At 62.1% G+C, this 15,412-nt stretch carries 4 protein-coding genes; all 4 read left to right on the forward strand.

Translation table 11 applies throughout. From position 1 onward, the window contains the following. Positions 1 to 444 precede the first annotated feature (444 nt). The 4 genes from V1572_RS20015 (at position 445) to V1572_RS20030 (ending at position 15,401) form a co-directional block, all read left to right on the forward strand. On the forward strand, positions 445 to 10,542 hold the full coding sequence (locus tag V1572_RS20015) for a BapA/Bap/LapF family large adhesin (RefSeq protein WP_395299524.1): 10,098 nt from the start codon (positions 445 to 447) through the stop codon (positions 10,540 to 10,542). Positions 10,543 to 10,622: 80 nt separating this feature from the next. Then, on the forward strand, positions 10,623 to 12,026 hold the full coding sequence (locus tag V1572_RS20020; protein WP_045909274.1) for a TolC family outer membrane protein: 1,404 nt from the start codon (positions 10,623 to 10,625) through the stop codon (positions 12,024 to 12,026). Beyond that, positions 12,023 to 14,221 carry a type I secretion system permease/ATPase gene (locus tag V1572_RS20025; RefSeq protein WP_395299525.1) on the forward strand — a complete coding sequence of 733 codons (2,199 nt, stop codon included), beginning with the start codon at positions 12,023 to 12,025 and terminating at the stop codon, positions 14,219 to 14,221. The genes V1572_RS20020 and V1572_RS20025 overlap by 4 nt, the downstream gene beginning before the upstream one ends. 10 nt (positions 14,222 to 14,231) lie before the next feature. Next, positions 14,232 to 15,401: an HlyD family efflux transporter periplasmic adaptor subunit gene (locus V1572_RS20030; RefSeq protein WP_086374946.1), complete on the forward strand. Its 1,170-nt coding sequence runs from the start codon at positions 14,232 to 14,234 to the stop codon at positions 15,399 to 15,401. Positions 15,402 to 15,412 lie beyond the last annotated feature (11 nt).

A 15,412-nucleotide genomic window follows, 5' to 3' on the forward strand; every position in this document is an offset into this window, starting at 1 on the left:
ACCAATTATCATACTGGGTCGTAAACGTTAAATAACAGCGCCATCACAATAAATAAAAAGCATGTAAAAACAAAAAGATAACAAATATGAATTATAAAACACATCAATAGATTAATGCCCCCTTCATTGTTTCCACCTTTATTTACGAAAGCTTAATTTGCACAACACGCATTTTCTGTCTATATCATTTTTATATTCCAGAAACCAATTCCTCTATTAATTACAGGGTTTTATAAAATACAAAACACCCATTAAAACGTTTTTTCATAAGTCATTAGATTCGCTCTGATGTTGCCACTCTGACGCATGGCGGGCATCGTGCGCGCTGAATTTTACGGTGAGAGCTGCTTTATAACAGCAACTGCGCCGGGGCGCCCTTTACCTTCAGCAGAGATGGCTCGTCTTGCTCGCCGTTCATGACACTTCTGCTGGAGTAATAACAAAATGAGCCAAATCTCTGTTATTTCAAAACTTACTGGCGTAGAAACGACCCTGGAAGGTACACAGGTTACGCTGAACCATTCCTCTGTCGTTGAGCTTCACGTCGAGCGAGCGAGCGTCTCCCACTTCGCGCGAAGCGGTAACGACCTGCTGGTGACACTGCACTCCGGCGAAGTGATCACCCTTAAAAATTTCTACGTCGCGGATGCGCAGGGCGTGAGCCAGCTGGTTCTGCAGGACAGCAACGGCGCGTTATGGTGGATTGAAGATCCGGCTGGTGCCGCCACGTACGAATCTATCGCGTCCACGGACGTGCTGCTTGCGGCATCAGGAAGTGATGCCGGTGGCGCCGCCATCTGGCCGTGGGCTCTGGGCGGTATTGCGGCTGCGGGCGGCATCGCGGCCGCGGCAAGTACTGGCGGAGGAGGTGGTGGTGGCGATGACGGTAATAACAACAGCACCAACCCCAACACCCCTGTCGACCCCGCCGATCCGGATACGACACCGCCGAATGCGCCATCCAGCCTTCGTTTCTCCTCAGACGGTAAAACCGTCACCGGTTCCGCCGAACCCGGCAGCACCATCACGCTGAAAGACGCGAACGGCAACGTCATTGGTACAGGAAAAACGGGCAGCGACGGCAACTTTAGCGTCTCCCTCGGAACACCGTTGACCAACGGCGAGCAGGTAACTGCCACCGCAACGGATAGCGCCGGGAATACCAGCCAGGGTTCAAGCGTCACCGCACCGGATCTCACCGCACCCGATGCACCAACGATTGGCAGCGTAATCGACGATATCGCCCCTCAGACGGGGACGGTGACCAACGGCGGCAGCACCAACGATCAGCGGCCGCAGCTCTCCGGCACCGCCGAAGCGGGCTCCACCGTGACGATTTATGACGGCGGAATAGCCATTGGCACCGCGGTCGTCGCCAGCAATGGCACATGGACATTCACCCCGTCCGTCGACCTGAATGAAAGCACCCACCAGATTACCGTACGGGCAACCGACGCCGCCGGCAACACCGGACCAGCCTCACCGGTATTCACCCTCACCGTCGATCTCACCCCTCCGACAGCACCCACCGCGATTGTGCTGCTCGACGATACGGGCATTATCCGAGGAACAATCACGTCGGGCGTGCCTACCGATGCCTCGCAGCCGATTCTGGCGGGAACAGGCGAGCCCGGTGGAACCATCACTATTTACGATAACGGTGTGGCAATTGGCACAACGACGGTGCTGCCTAACGGTACCTGGAGCGTTACCCCAGGGGGCCCGCTTCCGGACGGTACGCATTCGATCACCGTCACTGAAACCGATGCCGCCGGAAACCAGAGTACGGCCTCTGAACCTATCACCTTTACCGTGGACACCACGCCGCCGTCTGCCCCAGGAAACCTCGTGGTGTCAAATGATGGCGGTACCATCAGCGGTATCGGAGAAGCAGGCAGCACGGTGACCATCCGTGAAGGCGATTTCACCCTTGGCACAGTGGTTGTTGATAGCCAGGGGAACTTCAGCCTGACGCTGAGCCCGCCGAGGATCAACGGCGAAATCCTGACCGCTGACGCCACCGACACGGCGGGCAACACCAGTCCAACCACCTCCGCGGCGGCACCGGACATTACACCGCCGCAGACCCCGGTCATCCTGTCGGTGATTGATGACGTGCAGGCCACCACCGGCCCCGTGGCCCAGAATGGGCTGACCAACGACCGGGCACCGACCCTGAACGGCACGGGCGAGGCAGGCTCGACCATCACGATTTATAACGGCAGCGATGCTCTCGGTACGGTGGTTGTTCCCTCCTCCGGCCAGTGGAGCTTTACGCCGCCCACACCTCTCACCGACGGCACCTGGGTGCTGACCGCGAAGGCGACGGATCCCGCCGGTAACCCGAGCGGGATATCAAATGCGTGGACAATTAACGTTGACGGGACGGCGCCAACCGCCCCGGTGATTTTACAGGCTGTAAACGATATCCCAGGGCAGACCGGCGCGATCGACTTGAACGGGACCACCAACGACGCCACCCCGACGCTCAGCGGTACCGCTGAAGCAAACGCGACGATCAGCCTGCGCGTGGACGGTGTTGAAATTGGTACAACCGTTGCCAATGGCCTCGGCGTATGGAGCTTTACCCCTTCCTCCTCAATCGGTGAAGGCTCCCACGCCCTGACCGCCGTCGCAACCGATGCGGCAGGCAACCCCAGCCCCATCTCCAACACCTGGACCCTGACGGTTGACAGCGTCGCGCCTGCGGCGCCGGTCATTACCCAGGTGCTGGATGATGTGCCGGAGCGCCTCGGCGCGCTCAACCCCAACGACAGCACCAACGACACCACGCCAACGCTCAACGGCACGGCTGAACCGGGCTCAACCGTTACCATCCGCCTGGATGGTGCCGATCTTATTACGATCCCGGTCGACGGCAGCGGCACCTGGACCTATACCCTTACCACGCCGCTTGACGAAGGTCCTCATACCTTTAGCGTCGTCGCCACCGACGCGGCGGGTAACACCAGCCAGCCGTCAGAAGACTTCACCCTGAACGTCGATATCACTGCGCCAGCGGCGGCCACCATCGCCACCGTGATCGACGATGTCGGCGGCGTACAGGGTTCGCTCAACAGCGGCGATACCACGGATGACACTCGCCCCCTGCTGCAGGGCACTGCCCCTGCAGACACGGTGATCACCGTCTATGACGGCACGACTCTGCTTGGCACCGCCATCCTCAACGGCAGCGGCGGCTGGAGCTTCACGCCCGTGACCCCGCTCACCGACGGTCCGCATTCCCTGACGGTGCACGCCACAGATGCCGCGGGCAATACCACCATCTCAACGCCATTTGAACTGACGGTGGATACCGTTGCGCCTGCCACGCCGGATATCCCGGCCATTACCGTCAATCCTGACGGCACAGCAACGCCGCTGAACCCGGGCGAAATCACCCGCGACACCACGCCGACCCTGAGCGGTACCGGCAATCCGGGTGATACCGTGACGATCTACAACAACGGCGTCAAAATCGGCGACGCTGTCGTGGACAATACCGGCAACTGGAGCTGGACGCCGCCATCCCCCCTGGCTGGCGGCACCTATGACATCACCCTGACCGTCACTAACGTCGACGGCACGGGCAACGAAAGCGCCCCGTCGCAGCCGGTCACCATCACCATTGATACCGAGGCGCCGGCTACGCCTGCGGCACCGATCGTCACCGACAGCGTCACCCAGATCACCGGCCCCGTTCCCAATGGCGGCACCACCAACGATCCGCGCCCGGTGCTGAGCGGCACCGGTACGCCGAACGACGTTATCAACATCACTGACACGGTCAACGGCGGCACGCCAACTATCGTTGGTACCGTCACGGTAGACAGCAACGGCAACTGGAGCTGGCGCCCTGACAGTAATATTGCGGAGGGCAGCCACGTCTATACCGCCACCGCCACCGATGAAGCGGGCAACGTCTCTGACGCTTCCCCGGCGATCGCGATCACCGTGGATACCGTGGCACCGGCTACGCCAGCGATCAGCGCCGTGGGCGGTGAACCGAACGGGGGCTACATCACGGATACCACGCCGATAGTGGGCGGAACCGGCGTTAACGGTGAGACGGTGATCGTCTACAACAACGGCGTCGAGCTGGGCCGTGTCGCGGTGGTGAACGGAGAATGGAGCCTGACGCTTCCAGCGCAAACGGACGGCCCGCTGAACATTACCGTGGCGGGCGTGGACACAGCGGGCAACGTCAGCGCGCCGAGTTCGGTCTTTACCGTCACGCTCGATACCGTTGCGCCAGGGATCCCGCAGATCAGTGCCGTCTCAGACAGCCAGCTCACCAACAACGTGCTCTACACCCGCGACGGCACGCCGACCCTTACCGGGACAAGCGAACCCGGCACCACCGTGATTGTCTCCGTCGACGGTATCCCGTCAGGGGTGCCGGTCACGATCCAGTCGGACGGTAGCTGGAGCTGGACCGCAGGCACAACACTCCAGGATGGTTCGCATACCTTTACTGTCTCGTCAGTCGATCAGGCTGGCAATCCGTCAAACGGTTCAGCGTCACTGAGCGTGACGGTGGATACCCAGGACCCAACCGCCCCGGGCAATCTTAGCCTTGCTCCAGAAGGTACACCGCTGACCGGTACCGCCGAAGCAGGCGCACTCATCACCGTTAAGGATAGTGGCGGTAACGTCATTGGTACCGGGGTGGCGACCGGCGGCAGTTTCTCCATTGCGGTCAGCCCGGCCCCGCAGGATGGCGCGACACTGACCGTGACCGCGACCGATGCTTCCGGACGTATCAGCGTTGATGCAACTTATAACGTCACCGGTACGCTTCCGAATCTTCCTGATGTACCCGTCATCACGGCGATCAACGATGACGTCGACCCAATCATTGGCGACGTGAAAGGCAAAACCACCAACGACACCACCCCGACCCTCACCGGTACGGCTCAGGCGGGGAGCCAGATCGCTATCTATCAGGACGGTAGCGCGACGCCATTGACGACGGTCACCGCTGACGGCAGCGGCAACTGGAGCTATACGCCAGCCGCGCTTGGCGAAGGGCTGCACACCTTTGAGGTGACCGCCACCCTCAACGGTCAGACCAGCGGTCGCTCTCCGGCGGCCAGCGTCACCGTTGACCTTACCGCGCCGGGCACGCCGACCATCGGCGCCGTGATTGACGACGTTGGGCCGGGCACCGGCCCGCTGACCAGCGGCCAGATCACCAATGACAACCAGCCGACCCTCACCGGCACTGGTGCGGTGGGTGATATCATCTCCATCTACAACAACGGCGTGCTGCTGGGGACCGCAGAGGTCGGCATCACCGGCACCTGGAGCTATACCACGCCTGTCCTGGCAGAGGGCAATCACGTCCTGACCATCCGCGAGACCGATCCGGCAGGGAACCAGAGCGGTCCTTCGGCGGGCTTCACCGTCGTGGTGGATTCCGTTTCCGCCACGCCAGTCATCACCAACGTCACGGATAATGTGGGCAATGCCGCCACCACGGTGGTCAGCGGTGGTCTCACCAACGACGCCACGCCAACCCTTTCGGGGACAGCGGACGCAAACAGCGTGGTGACCCTTTTCGACGGCGGCACGCAGATTGCCGTAGTGACGGCTGACAGTACCGGCGCATGGACGTTTACCCCTGATACCGCCCTCGGCGAAGGCTCGCACAGCTTCACCGTCCAGGCGACCGACCCGCAGGGCAACCTCAGCGCGGTCTCCGCACCCTGGAGCGTGGTGATTGACCTGACGGCACCGACGGTTCCAACGCTGGATACGGTAAATGACAACGTCCCAGGCGGCGTCCAGGGCAACCTCACCAGCGGGCAGGTGACCAACGACAACACCCCTACAATTAGCGGCACCGGACAGGCAGGCAGCACTGTTCACATCATGAACAACGGGACGCAGATTGGTACTGCAACCGTTGACGGAAGCGGGAACTGGTCCTTTACCCCGACCACACCGCTGGGCGACGGCAGCTACGCTCTTCGCGTCTATGCAACGGATGCGGCAGGCAATGCCTCGGCTAACTCATCGGTCTTCGCCTTTACCGTGGATACCGCAGCCCCTGGTGTACCGGTAGTCACCAGCGTGGTTGACGATGTCGGTCCGGTCACCGGGACGCTCACGTCGGGCAACAGCACTAACGACGCGCGTCCGACCTTCAACGGCACGGGCGACGTCGGTGCCACAGTGCACGTGATTGTCGACGGGAGCGAAATAGGTACGGCGGTGGTGAATGCCCAGGGCAACTGGACCTTCACCCCGGGCACCGATCTGGGCGACGGGTCCCATACGATCACCTTCAACGCTACCGATGCGGCAGGCAACACCGGCACCACAACGGCACCGTTTAACCTGACGGTGGATACGGGCGTGCCGTCGGCACCGGTCATCTCGACCGCGGGTGACAACGTGGGCAGTATTCAAACCCCGCTCTCCTCCGGGCAGAGCACCGACGACACCACGCCGACACTGAACGGCACCGCCAGCGCCAACGCCACGGTCACCGTATATGAAAACGGACAGCCGGTCGGCACCGTGCTGGCGGACGGCAGCGGCAACTGGAGCTTTACGCCGTCAACGCCGCTGTCCAGCGGCAGCCACACCTGGACCGCCACGGTCACCGATGCAGCGGGCAACATCAGCCCGGCGTCGCCAAACTTTACCCTGATTGTCGATACCACGGCACCGAATGCGCCGGTTATCAGCCAGGCAATCGACGACGTGGGCAGCCTCACCGGACCGCTCACGTCCGGGCAGACGACCGACGACACCGTACCGCGGCTTGTTGGAACCAGCGAGCCGTTTGCCACCGTGAAGATCTATGAGGGAACCACCCTGGTCGGAACGGGCACCGCGGACAGCAGCGGGAGCTGGAGTATCTTGCTCACCACCACGCTGGCGAGTGGCCCGCACAGCTTCACCGCGCAGGCCACGGATGCGGCAGGCAACACCAGCGTGTCGTCGGCCAGCTTCAGCCTCACCGTCGATACCACGCCGCCAGCGCTGCCGGTGCTGACCAGTATTCTGGATGATGTGGGCAACGCGGCGACGCCGGTTGCCAACGGTGGGTTCACCAACGACGCGCAGCCGACGCTCAGCGGTACGGCGGAAGCGGGAGCCACGGTGAAAATCTTTGATAACGGGGTCCAGATCGGCAGCGTGACGGCGACCGGTGGGGCGTGGAGCTTTACGCCATCTCCGGCGCTGAGCAACGGCGCGCACACGTTGACCTTTACCGCCACCGATGCGGTGGGCAACGCCAGCGCGCCCACCGCCGGGTATGTGATTAACGTCGATACCCTCCCGCCAGCCGCGCCGGTCATCAGTTCGGTCATTGATGATGTCGGCAGCGTCACCGGCCCCGTGACCGGTACGAACCCGACTAACGACACCCGCCCAACGCTGAGCGGGACCGCCGAAGCGAATGCCACGGTTCGGATCTACGACGGCATCACGCTGGTGGGTACGGTCACCGCCGATGGCAGCGGCAACTGGACCCTGCCACAAACTACCACCACGCTGACGCAGGGCACGCATAACTTCACCGCCACGGCCACCGATGCGGCGGGCAACACCAGCGTGGCGTCAGCCGTGACGACGATTATCGTCGATACGACCGCGCCAACGGCACCGACCGGCACCTTCAACGCCGACGGTAGCGTCCTGACCGGGAGCGCGGAGGCGGGCAGCACCGTCACAATCCGCCTTGCGGACGGTTCAACGGTGACCGCCATTGCGGGTAGCAACGGCACCTACAGCTACACCTTCACGAACAAGCAGATCGAAGGCCAGACGCTGCAGATCACCGCTACCGACGTCGCGGGCAACACCTCTCTGCCGGGCTCCGCCCTTGCGCCGGTGGTGCCGCTCTCTGCCAGCAACAACGTTGAAGAGCTGAACCTCAGCACCACCGCCACCGTGACCAACAGCCAGTACAGCGACTACGGCTTCCTGCTGGTCGGCGCCGTGGGCAACGTCCTGACGCTGATCGGTAATGACACCGCGCAGGTGAACTTCACGGTGGGCAACGGCGGCAGCGCGGATATTGTGGTCAATGCCAACGCCACAGGGGCGGTGCTCTCTCTGCTCAATACCCTTGAGCTGGTGGTGCAGCACTACGTCAACGGTGTCTGGACAACCGTGGTGGATACCGGCCAGCCGCAGTTTGCCGATCTCCTGACCCTCGGCGCTACCGGCGTCTCGCTGAACCTGACCGGGCTGGCCGACGGCAACTACCGCGTACTCAGCTATAACACCAACCTGCTGGCGACCGGCTCCTACACCAGCCTCGACGTGGCGGTGAAAGAGACCGGTCCGGGTACGGTCACGGGCGATACCAGCCTCAACGGCAACGTGATCCTCGATACGGACCCGACCGCCGGCAGCGACAATGCCCCGGCCGGAACCACCATTTCCACGGTTACTAACGCGCAGGGCGTGACCACCAGCGTGAACGCCGACGGCACGGTGATCCAGGGCAAATACGGTACGCTGACCATCAACCGCGACGGCAGCTACACCTACAACCTGACCGACACCAGTGCCGCCGTCATTGGCCGGACGGAGAGCTTCACCTACACCATCACCCATAACGGCGTCAGCGCGTCGGCGAACCTGGTGCTGTCTCTGGGTGCCGGTACGGTACTCAACGGCATTGTGGCGGTGGACGATACGGCCTCGCTGACCTTTGACACCACCGTAAGTGAGATTAATAACGGCGCCTCGTCTCAGGGTGGCTTTACCGTGGTGGGCATTAATCTCGGCAGCACGCTGGGGCTTAACCTGCTGGACGACATGACCAACCCGATCATCTACAACGTGGAGGAAGGCACGACCCGTACCATGACTATCCAGGCCTCCGTAGGCGGCGTGGCGCTGGCGTCGGTGTTCGATCTGTACGTCTATAAGTTCAACAACGCGACCCAGACCTTCGAGCAGGTCCGCGTCGAGTCGGGCTGGCTGCGCGCGCCGCTGCTGGGGGGAACGTCACCACAGCTGACGCTGAACCTGCCTGCCGGGGAGTACCTGTTCCTGCTGAATACCGCGTCCGGGATCGCTGTACTGACGGGTTACACGCTGAGCGTCCTGCAGGATCATGTCTACAGCGTGGCAAGCATCAGCGAAACGACCACGGGCGACGTGCTGGCGAATGATCCGGTTCCGGCGGGCACGCTGGTCACCGAAGTGAACGGCGTGGCGGTCAACAGCAGCGGCACCACCACCATTCAGGGGGAATACGGCACGCTGACCATCAATGCGTCCGGTCAGTACACCTATACCCTGAGGAGCGGCGTGGGCGCGGACCATATCAGCACGCCGGATACGTTCGTCTATACCGTTACCGCACCTGACGGCTCGAAGGATACGGCATCGCTCAACATCACACCAACCGCGCAGGCAATGAATGCGGTCAACGATGTCAGTGCCACGATGGACCTCACCTCGGTGCACCACACGTCGGCGTACTCGGATACCACCGTGGGCACCGCCAGCTGGACGACAGCGGTGCTTTCATCAACCCAAGGCAGCGGCAGCGGAACCTTCGTTGTCGACCCGAATACCGCGCTGCACAACGCGTCGCTGCACTTTAACGTGGCCTCGCTGCTGTCCCTGGGCGGGCTGACGGTGAACTGGACGATTAGCGATGCCAACGGCGCGATCCGCAGCGGCTCCTTCAGCGGCGCCTCGCTGCTGGGCGGCAGTATCGACGTCCCGCTGACCGGGCTGGATCTCAACGCCGGGACCTATACGCTGAGCTTTACCGGTAGCGTACCGGGGCTCAGCGTCGGGACCATCACCATCACGCCAAGCGTAAACGGCACCACCTACTCGCTGAGTAATTTCGACGTCACCGGCAGCCACACCGTCAACGGCAATATCTTTGACGGCACCGACTCTGGCGGCGTGCTGGATCAGCTCCACTCGGTGGATACCCGTCTGAGCGTGACCGGCTACAACGGCGTAACCACCACGCTGGATCCGTACACCGGCAGCGCAACGGTGAACATTGTCGGCCACTACGGCACGCTGGCGATCGGCGCAGACGGCCATTACACCTATACCCTCAACAGCGGGGTGTCGCTCTCAACCATGACCTCGAAGGAGACCTTCAACTACACCCTGACCGACTCTGCCGGAAGAACGGATACCGCCACGCTGACCATCAATATGGCACCGAAGTTCATCAGCTCGGAACATAACGACGCCATCACCGGTACGGCCTACGGCGATACGCTGATTTACCAGGTGCTGAACAGTACGGTGGGAAATGCCACGGCGGGTAACACCAGCAGCGCCGGAGGCGATCACTGGACCGGGTTCTCGCTGGCGCAGGGGGACAAGATCGACATCGGCGATCTGCTGGTGGGCTGGGACGGAAATACCGCCTCGTTGGGGAATTATATCCATGTCACACAAAGCGGTAGCAACACTGTGATCTCCATCGACCGTGATGGTGCAGGGTCCACCTACACTAATACTGCACTCGTTACGCTTGATAACGTTCAGACCACGTACGACGAGCTCGTTAACCAGCAACACATCATTACCTGATAGCACCTGCAAGAGATGACCCGGGCGCACAGCGCCCGGGCATTAATAATAAAGCTGTACTTTTTTATTAGGGACATGACATGGGAATGAAGATGCCTTACTGGTGGCTCTCGTGCTGCCTGATATCTGTGCCCGCTTTCTGCGCAAATCCGGCGGCAACCATCAATACCGGACAGCTTCGCGAAACGCAGGAACTCCCCTCACTCAACGGCCGCGTGGCCCCGGTAGCTGGCAATGCCGCTCCCGGTTCATTACAGCTTGGCGAAGCCGTTAACCGTGCCGTCACGTGGCACCCGGCCATCAGCGAAGCCGTGGGCAAACTCTACCAGCAGAGCGAAGAGGTGGACGTCGCGAAGTCAAAATACTATCCGCAGATTAATGCCGGCGTGGACAACGGGTATTCCCACGACGGCGACCAGAACGGCTTTACGCCGTCGCTGGTGCTTTCTCTCTCTCAAATGCTCTACGACTTCGGCAAAGTGGCCAGCCAGGTGCGCGCCGAGAGCGCTGGCGTAGCCCAGCAGCAGGCCAACGTGCTGGTGAGTATCGACACCATCGCCCACGATACCGCCGTCGCCATGGTACAGGTGCAGACCTGGCAGCAGATGGTCGACACCGCCAAAGAGCAGCTTGAGGCTCTTTCCTCCATCGGCACGCTGACCCGCCAGCGTAACGACGAGGGCGCCACGTCGCTCTCTGACGTGGTGCAGACCGATGCCCGTATTGAAGGCGCGCGCGCCCAGCTGATGCAGTACCAGGCCAGCCTGGAGAGCGCCCGCGCGACGCTGATGAGCTTTCTCGGCTGGAACAGCCTGAACGCGATCAGCAACGACTTTCCGCAAAAGCTGGCCCGCAGCTGCGATGTCGCCGAGCCGGACGACCGCCTGGTTCCTGCGGTGCTCGCCGCCTGGGCGCAGGCTAACGTCGCCCAGGCTAACCTCGACTACGCCGACGCGCAGATGACGCCAACCGTCTCGCTGGAGCCGGAGGTGCGCCACTACATGAACGATCGCTACGCGGGCAGCGACACGCGGGATCGCACCCAGTATTCCGCATGGGTGAAAGTGCAGATGCCGCTCTATCAGGGTGGCGGCCTCACCGCCCGGCGTAACGCCGCCGGACACGCGGTGGAAGCGGCACAGTCCACCATTCAGCGCACGCGCCTGGATGTCCGCCAGAAACTGCTGGAAGCCCGCAGTCAGGTGATGAGCCTGCAAAGCACGCTGCAAATTCAGGGCCGCCAGGAGGCGCTCAGCGCCCGCACCCGCGAACTGTACCAGCAGCAGTATCTTGACCTCGGCTCGCGCCCGCTGCTCGACGTGCTCAACGCCGAACAGGAGGTTTATCAGGCGCGCTTCACCCAGCAGCAGACCCTCGGTCAGCTGCACCAGCTGCAGCTCAACTGCCTGTATAACACCGGGCAATTGCGTCATGCGTTCGACCTTGATAACCGCACCATCCAGACCGTGGAGATCCAGCCATGAAGCAGCGTGATATCCCGCAAGGTGAAAACATGACGGATGAGGCGCTGGCCCAGTGGGCGCAGGCCTTTGGCTTTATTGCCACGCGCTACCGCGTCGCCTGCTCGCCCGGCGCGCTGATCGCAGGCGCACCGTGGCTGAAAGGCAAACCGATGGTGCCCGCCCTCACCCAGCTGGCGCGTGAGGCGGGGCTGTCGTTTCAACTGCTCACCGCTGACCAGCAGTCGATCAACAGTTGGCGTCTGCCGGTGGTGGTGGCGCTGAATGACGGCCGGGTCGGCGCGATCGAGCACTTCGACGGCGACGACACGCTGGAAGTCAGCTTCTTCGACGACCAGACCTACACTAACCGGCTGTCGATGACGGCCATGCTGCCCGCCATCCGCCACGTCATTGCCCTGCGGCCACTCGCCGCGCTGAAGGACAGCCGCGTGGATGCCTATATCTCAAAATATCGCCCGGACTGGCTCTACCGGCTGGTGATGCGCGATCTCCGCCCCTACAGCTGGGTAATGCTCGCCGCGCTGTTTATCAACGTGCTGTCGCTTTCCGGGATCGTCTTTTCCATGCAGGTGTATGACCGGGTGATCCCCGCCCAGTCCTACCCAACTCTGTACGTCCTGACCATCGGGGTGCTGATCGCCACCCTGTTTGGCTTCGTGCTGCGCGTGGCGCGCGGACACATTATGGATCTGCTGGGCAAGCGCTCGGATATGCGCGTCTCGGATCGCGTCTTCGGCCACGCGCTGCGGCTGCGCAACAGCGCGATTCCCCGCTCCACCGGCAGCTTTATCTCACAGCTGCGCGAGCTGGAGCAGATCCGCGAGATGGTCACCTCGTCCACCATCTCGACGATTGTCGACCTGCCCTTCTTTTTACTGTTCGTGGTGGTGCTGGCGATCATCGCCCCACAGCTGGCGTGGATCGCCCCGGTCGCGGCGGTGATCATGGTCCTGCCCGGCCTGCTGCTGCAGAAAAAGCTGGCGGAGCTGGCAAAGCAGTCGGCGCATGAATCAACCCTGCGCAACGCGGTACTGGTGGAGAGCGTGCAGGGGCTGGAGGACATCAAGCTGATGCAGGCGGAAAACCGCTTTTTGCAGCAGTGGAACAGCTATATCCAGATCACCGCCGAATCCGGCCTGCGCACCCGCGAGCTGACGCAGAACCTGATCAGCTGGGGGATGACCATTCAGAGTCTGGTTTACGCCGCCGTGATTGTGATCGGCGCGCCGATGGTGATCGACGGCACCCTGACCACCGGCTCGGTGGTCGCCGCCTCGATGCTGGCCTCCCGCATGATCGCCCCGATGGCGACGCTGTGCGGCGTGCTGGCCCGCTGGCAGCAGGTTAAAGCGGCAAAAGAGGGGCTGGACAGCATCATGCAGCTCCCCACCGAAAACCAGCGCGAGGAGACGCCGATCCGCCAGGACGTGCTGCGCGGTCACTACCTCTTTGAACAGGCGCAGTTCCGCTATCAGCCGGACGATCCGCGCATGGCGCTGCGCATTAACCGCCTGGAGATTGGGCCGGGTGAGAAAGTGGCGATCCTCGGGCGCAACGGCGCGGGCAAATCGACCCTGCTGCAGGCGATGGCGGGGGGGATGGATCTGGCGGCGGGCGAGCTGCGGCTCGACGGCTTCAGCCTGCCGCATCTCGACGTGGCGGACGTGCGGCGCAACGTCGGCTTTATGACCCAGAACGCGCGGCTGTTTTACGGCACCCTGCGCGAGAACATCACCCTTGGCATGCCGCGCGCCACCGACGAAGAGATCTTCGAGGCGCTGGAACTGACCGGCGCGGCAAGTTTCGTTCAGAAGCTGCCCAAGGGGCTGGACTACCCGATCATGGAAAACGGCGTGGGGCTCTCCGGCGGGCAGCGTCAGTCGATTTTGCTGGCGCGGATGCTGCTGCGCGATCCGAATATCGTGCTGATGGATGAACCCACCGCCTCGCTGGACGAGCACACCGAGCGGGAATTTATCCAGCGGCTGGGCGACTGGCTCGGGCACCGCACCCTGATCGTCGCCACCCATCGCGTACCGGTGCTGGAGCTGGTGGAGCGCGTGGTCGTGTTGAAAGATGGGATGCTGGTGATGGACGCGCCAAAAGCCCAGGCGCTGAGCAACAGCCGTATGCAGCAGCAACAGCAGCAGGCAGCAACCGGACGGGAGTGGAAAAATGAAAATCAGTCAGCGTGACGTGGCGGCAATGGACGATCTGGATAACGCCCTCGACTCCGAAAGCGGCTACACCGGCGCGCGTCGGATCGTGATCTTCTCGCTGCTGATGTTTGTGGTGCTGGGCGTCTGGGCGTGGTTTGGCGTGCTGGATGAGGTGTCAACCGGATCGGGGAAAGTGATCCCCAGCTCGCGTGAGCAAGTTTTACAGTCGCTGGACGGGGGGATCCTCACCGAGCTGAACGTCCACGAGGGCGATCAGGTGCAGGCCGGACAGGTGCTGGCGCGGCTTGACCCTACCCGTTCCGAATCAAACGTCGGCGAAAGCGCGGCGCGCTACCGCGCGTCTCTGGCCTCCAGCGCCCGCCTGTATGCCGAGGTGAACGATCTGCCGCTGAAGTTCCCTCCTTCACTGGCGAAATGGCCGGATCTGATTGCCGACGAAACGCGGCTGTACAACTCGCGCCGCGCGCAGCTGGAGGATACCCAGCGGGAGCTTCGCGCCGCGTTAGATCTGGCGAATAAAGAGCTGGCCATTACCCAGCGGCTGGTGAAAACCGGGGCCGCCAGCCACGTGGAGGTGCTGCGCCTGCAGCGGCAGAAAAGCGATCTGGAACTGAAGCTCACCGACGTGCGTTCGCAGTATTACGTCCAGGCCCGCGAGGCGCTCTCCAAGGCCAACGCGGAGGTGGATATGGTTTCGGCGATCCTCAAGGGCCGTCAGGATTCCGTCACCCGTCTGACGGTAAAATCCCCGGTGCGCGGGATCGTCAAAAACATCAAGGTCACCACCATCGGCGGCGTGATCCCGCCCAACGGCGAGCTGATGGAGATTGTGCCGGTTGACGATCATCTGCTGATTGAAACCCGCCTGTCGCCGCGTGATATCGCCTTTATCCACCCGAATCAGGAGGCGCTGGTGAAGATCACCGCCTACGATTACGCCATTTACGGCGGGCTGCACGGGGTCGTGGAGACGATTTCGCCGGACACTATTCAGGATGAGGCCAAGCCAGAGGTGTTTTACTACCGGGTATTTATCCGCACCAGCCAGGATTACCTGGTCAATAAGGCGGGCAGGCATTTCTCGATTGTGCCGGGGATGATTGCCACGGTGGACATTAAGACCGGCGAGAAAACGGTGCTGGATTATCTGATCAAGCCGTTTAACCGGGCGAAAGAGGCGCTGAGGGAGCGGTAGTCAATCGCCGG

This window comes from Enterobacter quasiroggenkampii (genome assembly GCF_043972695.1).
GTDB classification, from domain to species: domain Bacteria; phylum Pseudomonadota; class Gammaproteobacteria; order Enterobacterales; family Enterobacteriaceae; genus Enterobacter; species Enterobacter quasiroggenkampii.

Coding starts and splice junctions, on each gene's coding strand:
- V1572_RS20025 (WP_395299525.1), top strand. CDS start 12,023: ATGAAGCAGCGTGATATCCCGCAAGGTGAAAACATGACGGATGAGGCG.
- V1572_RS20020 (WP_045909274.1), top strand. CDS start 10,623: ATGGGAATGAAGATGCCTTACTGGTGGCTCTCGTGCTGCCTGATATCT.
- V1572_RS20030 (WP_086374946.1), top strand. CDS start 14,232: ATGGACGATCTGGATAACGCCCTCGACTCCGAAAGCGGCTACACCGGC.
- V1572_RS20015 (WP_395299524.1), top strand. CDS start 445: ATGAGCCAAATCTCTGTTATTTCAAAACTTACTGGCGTAGAAACGACC.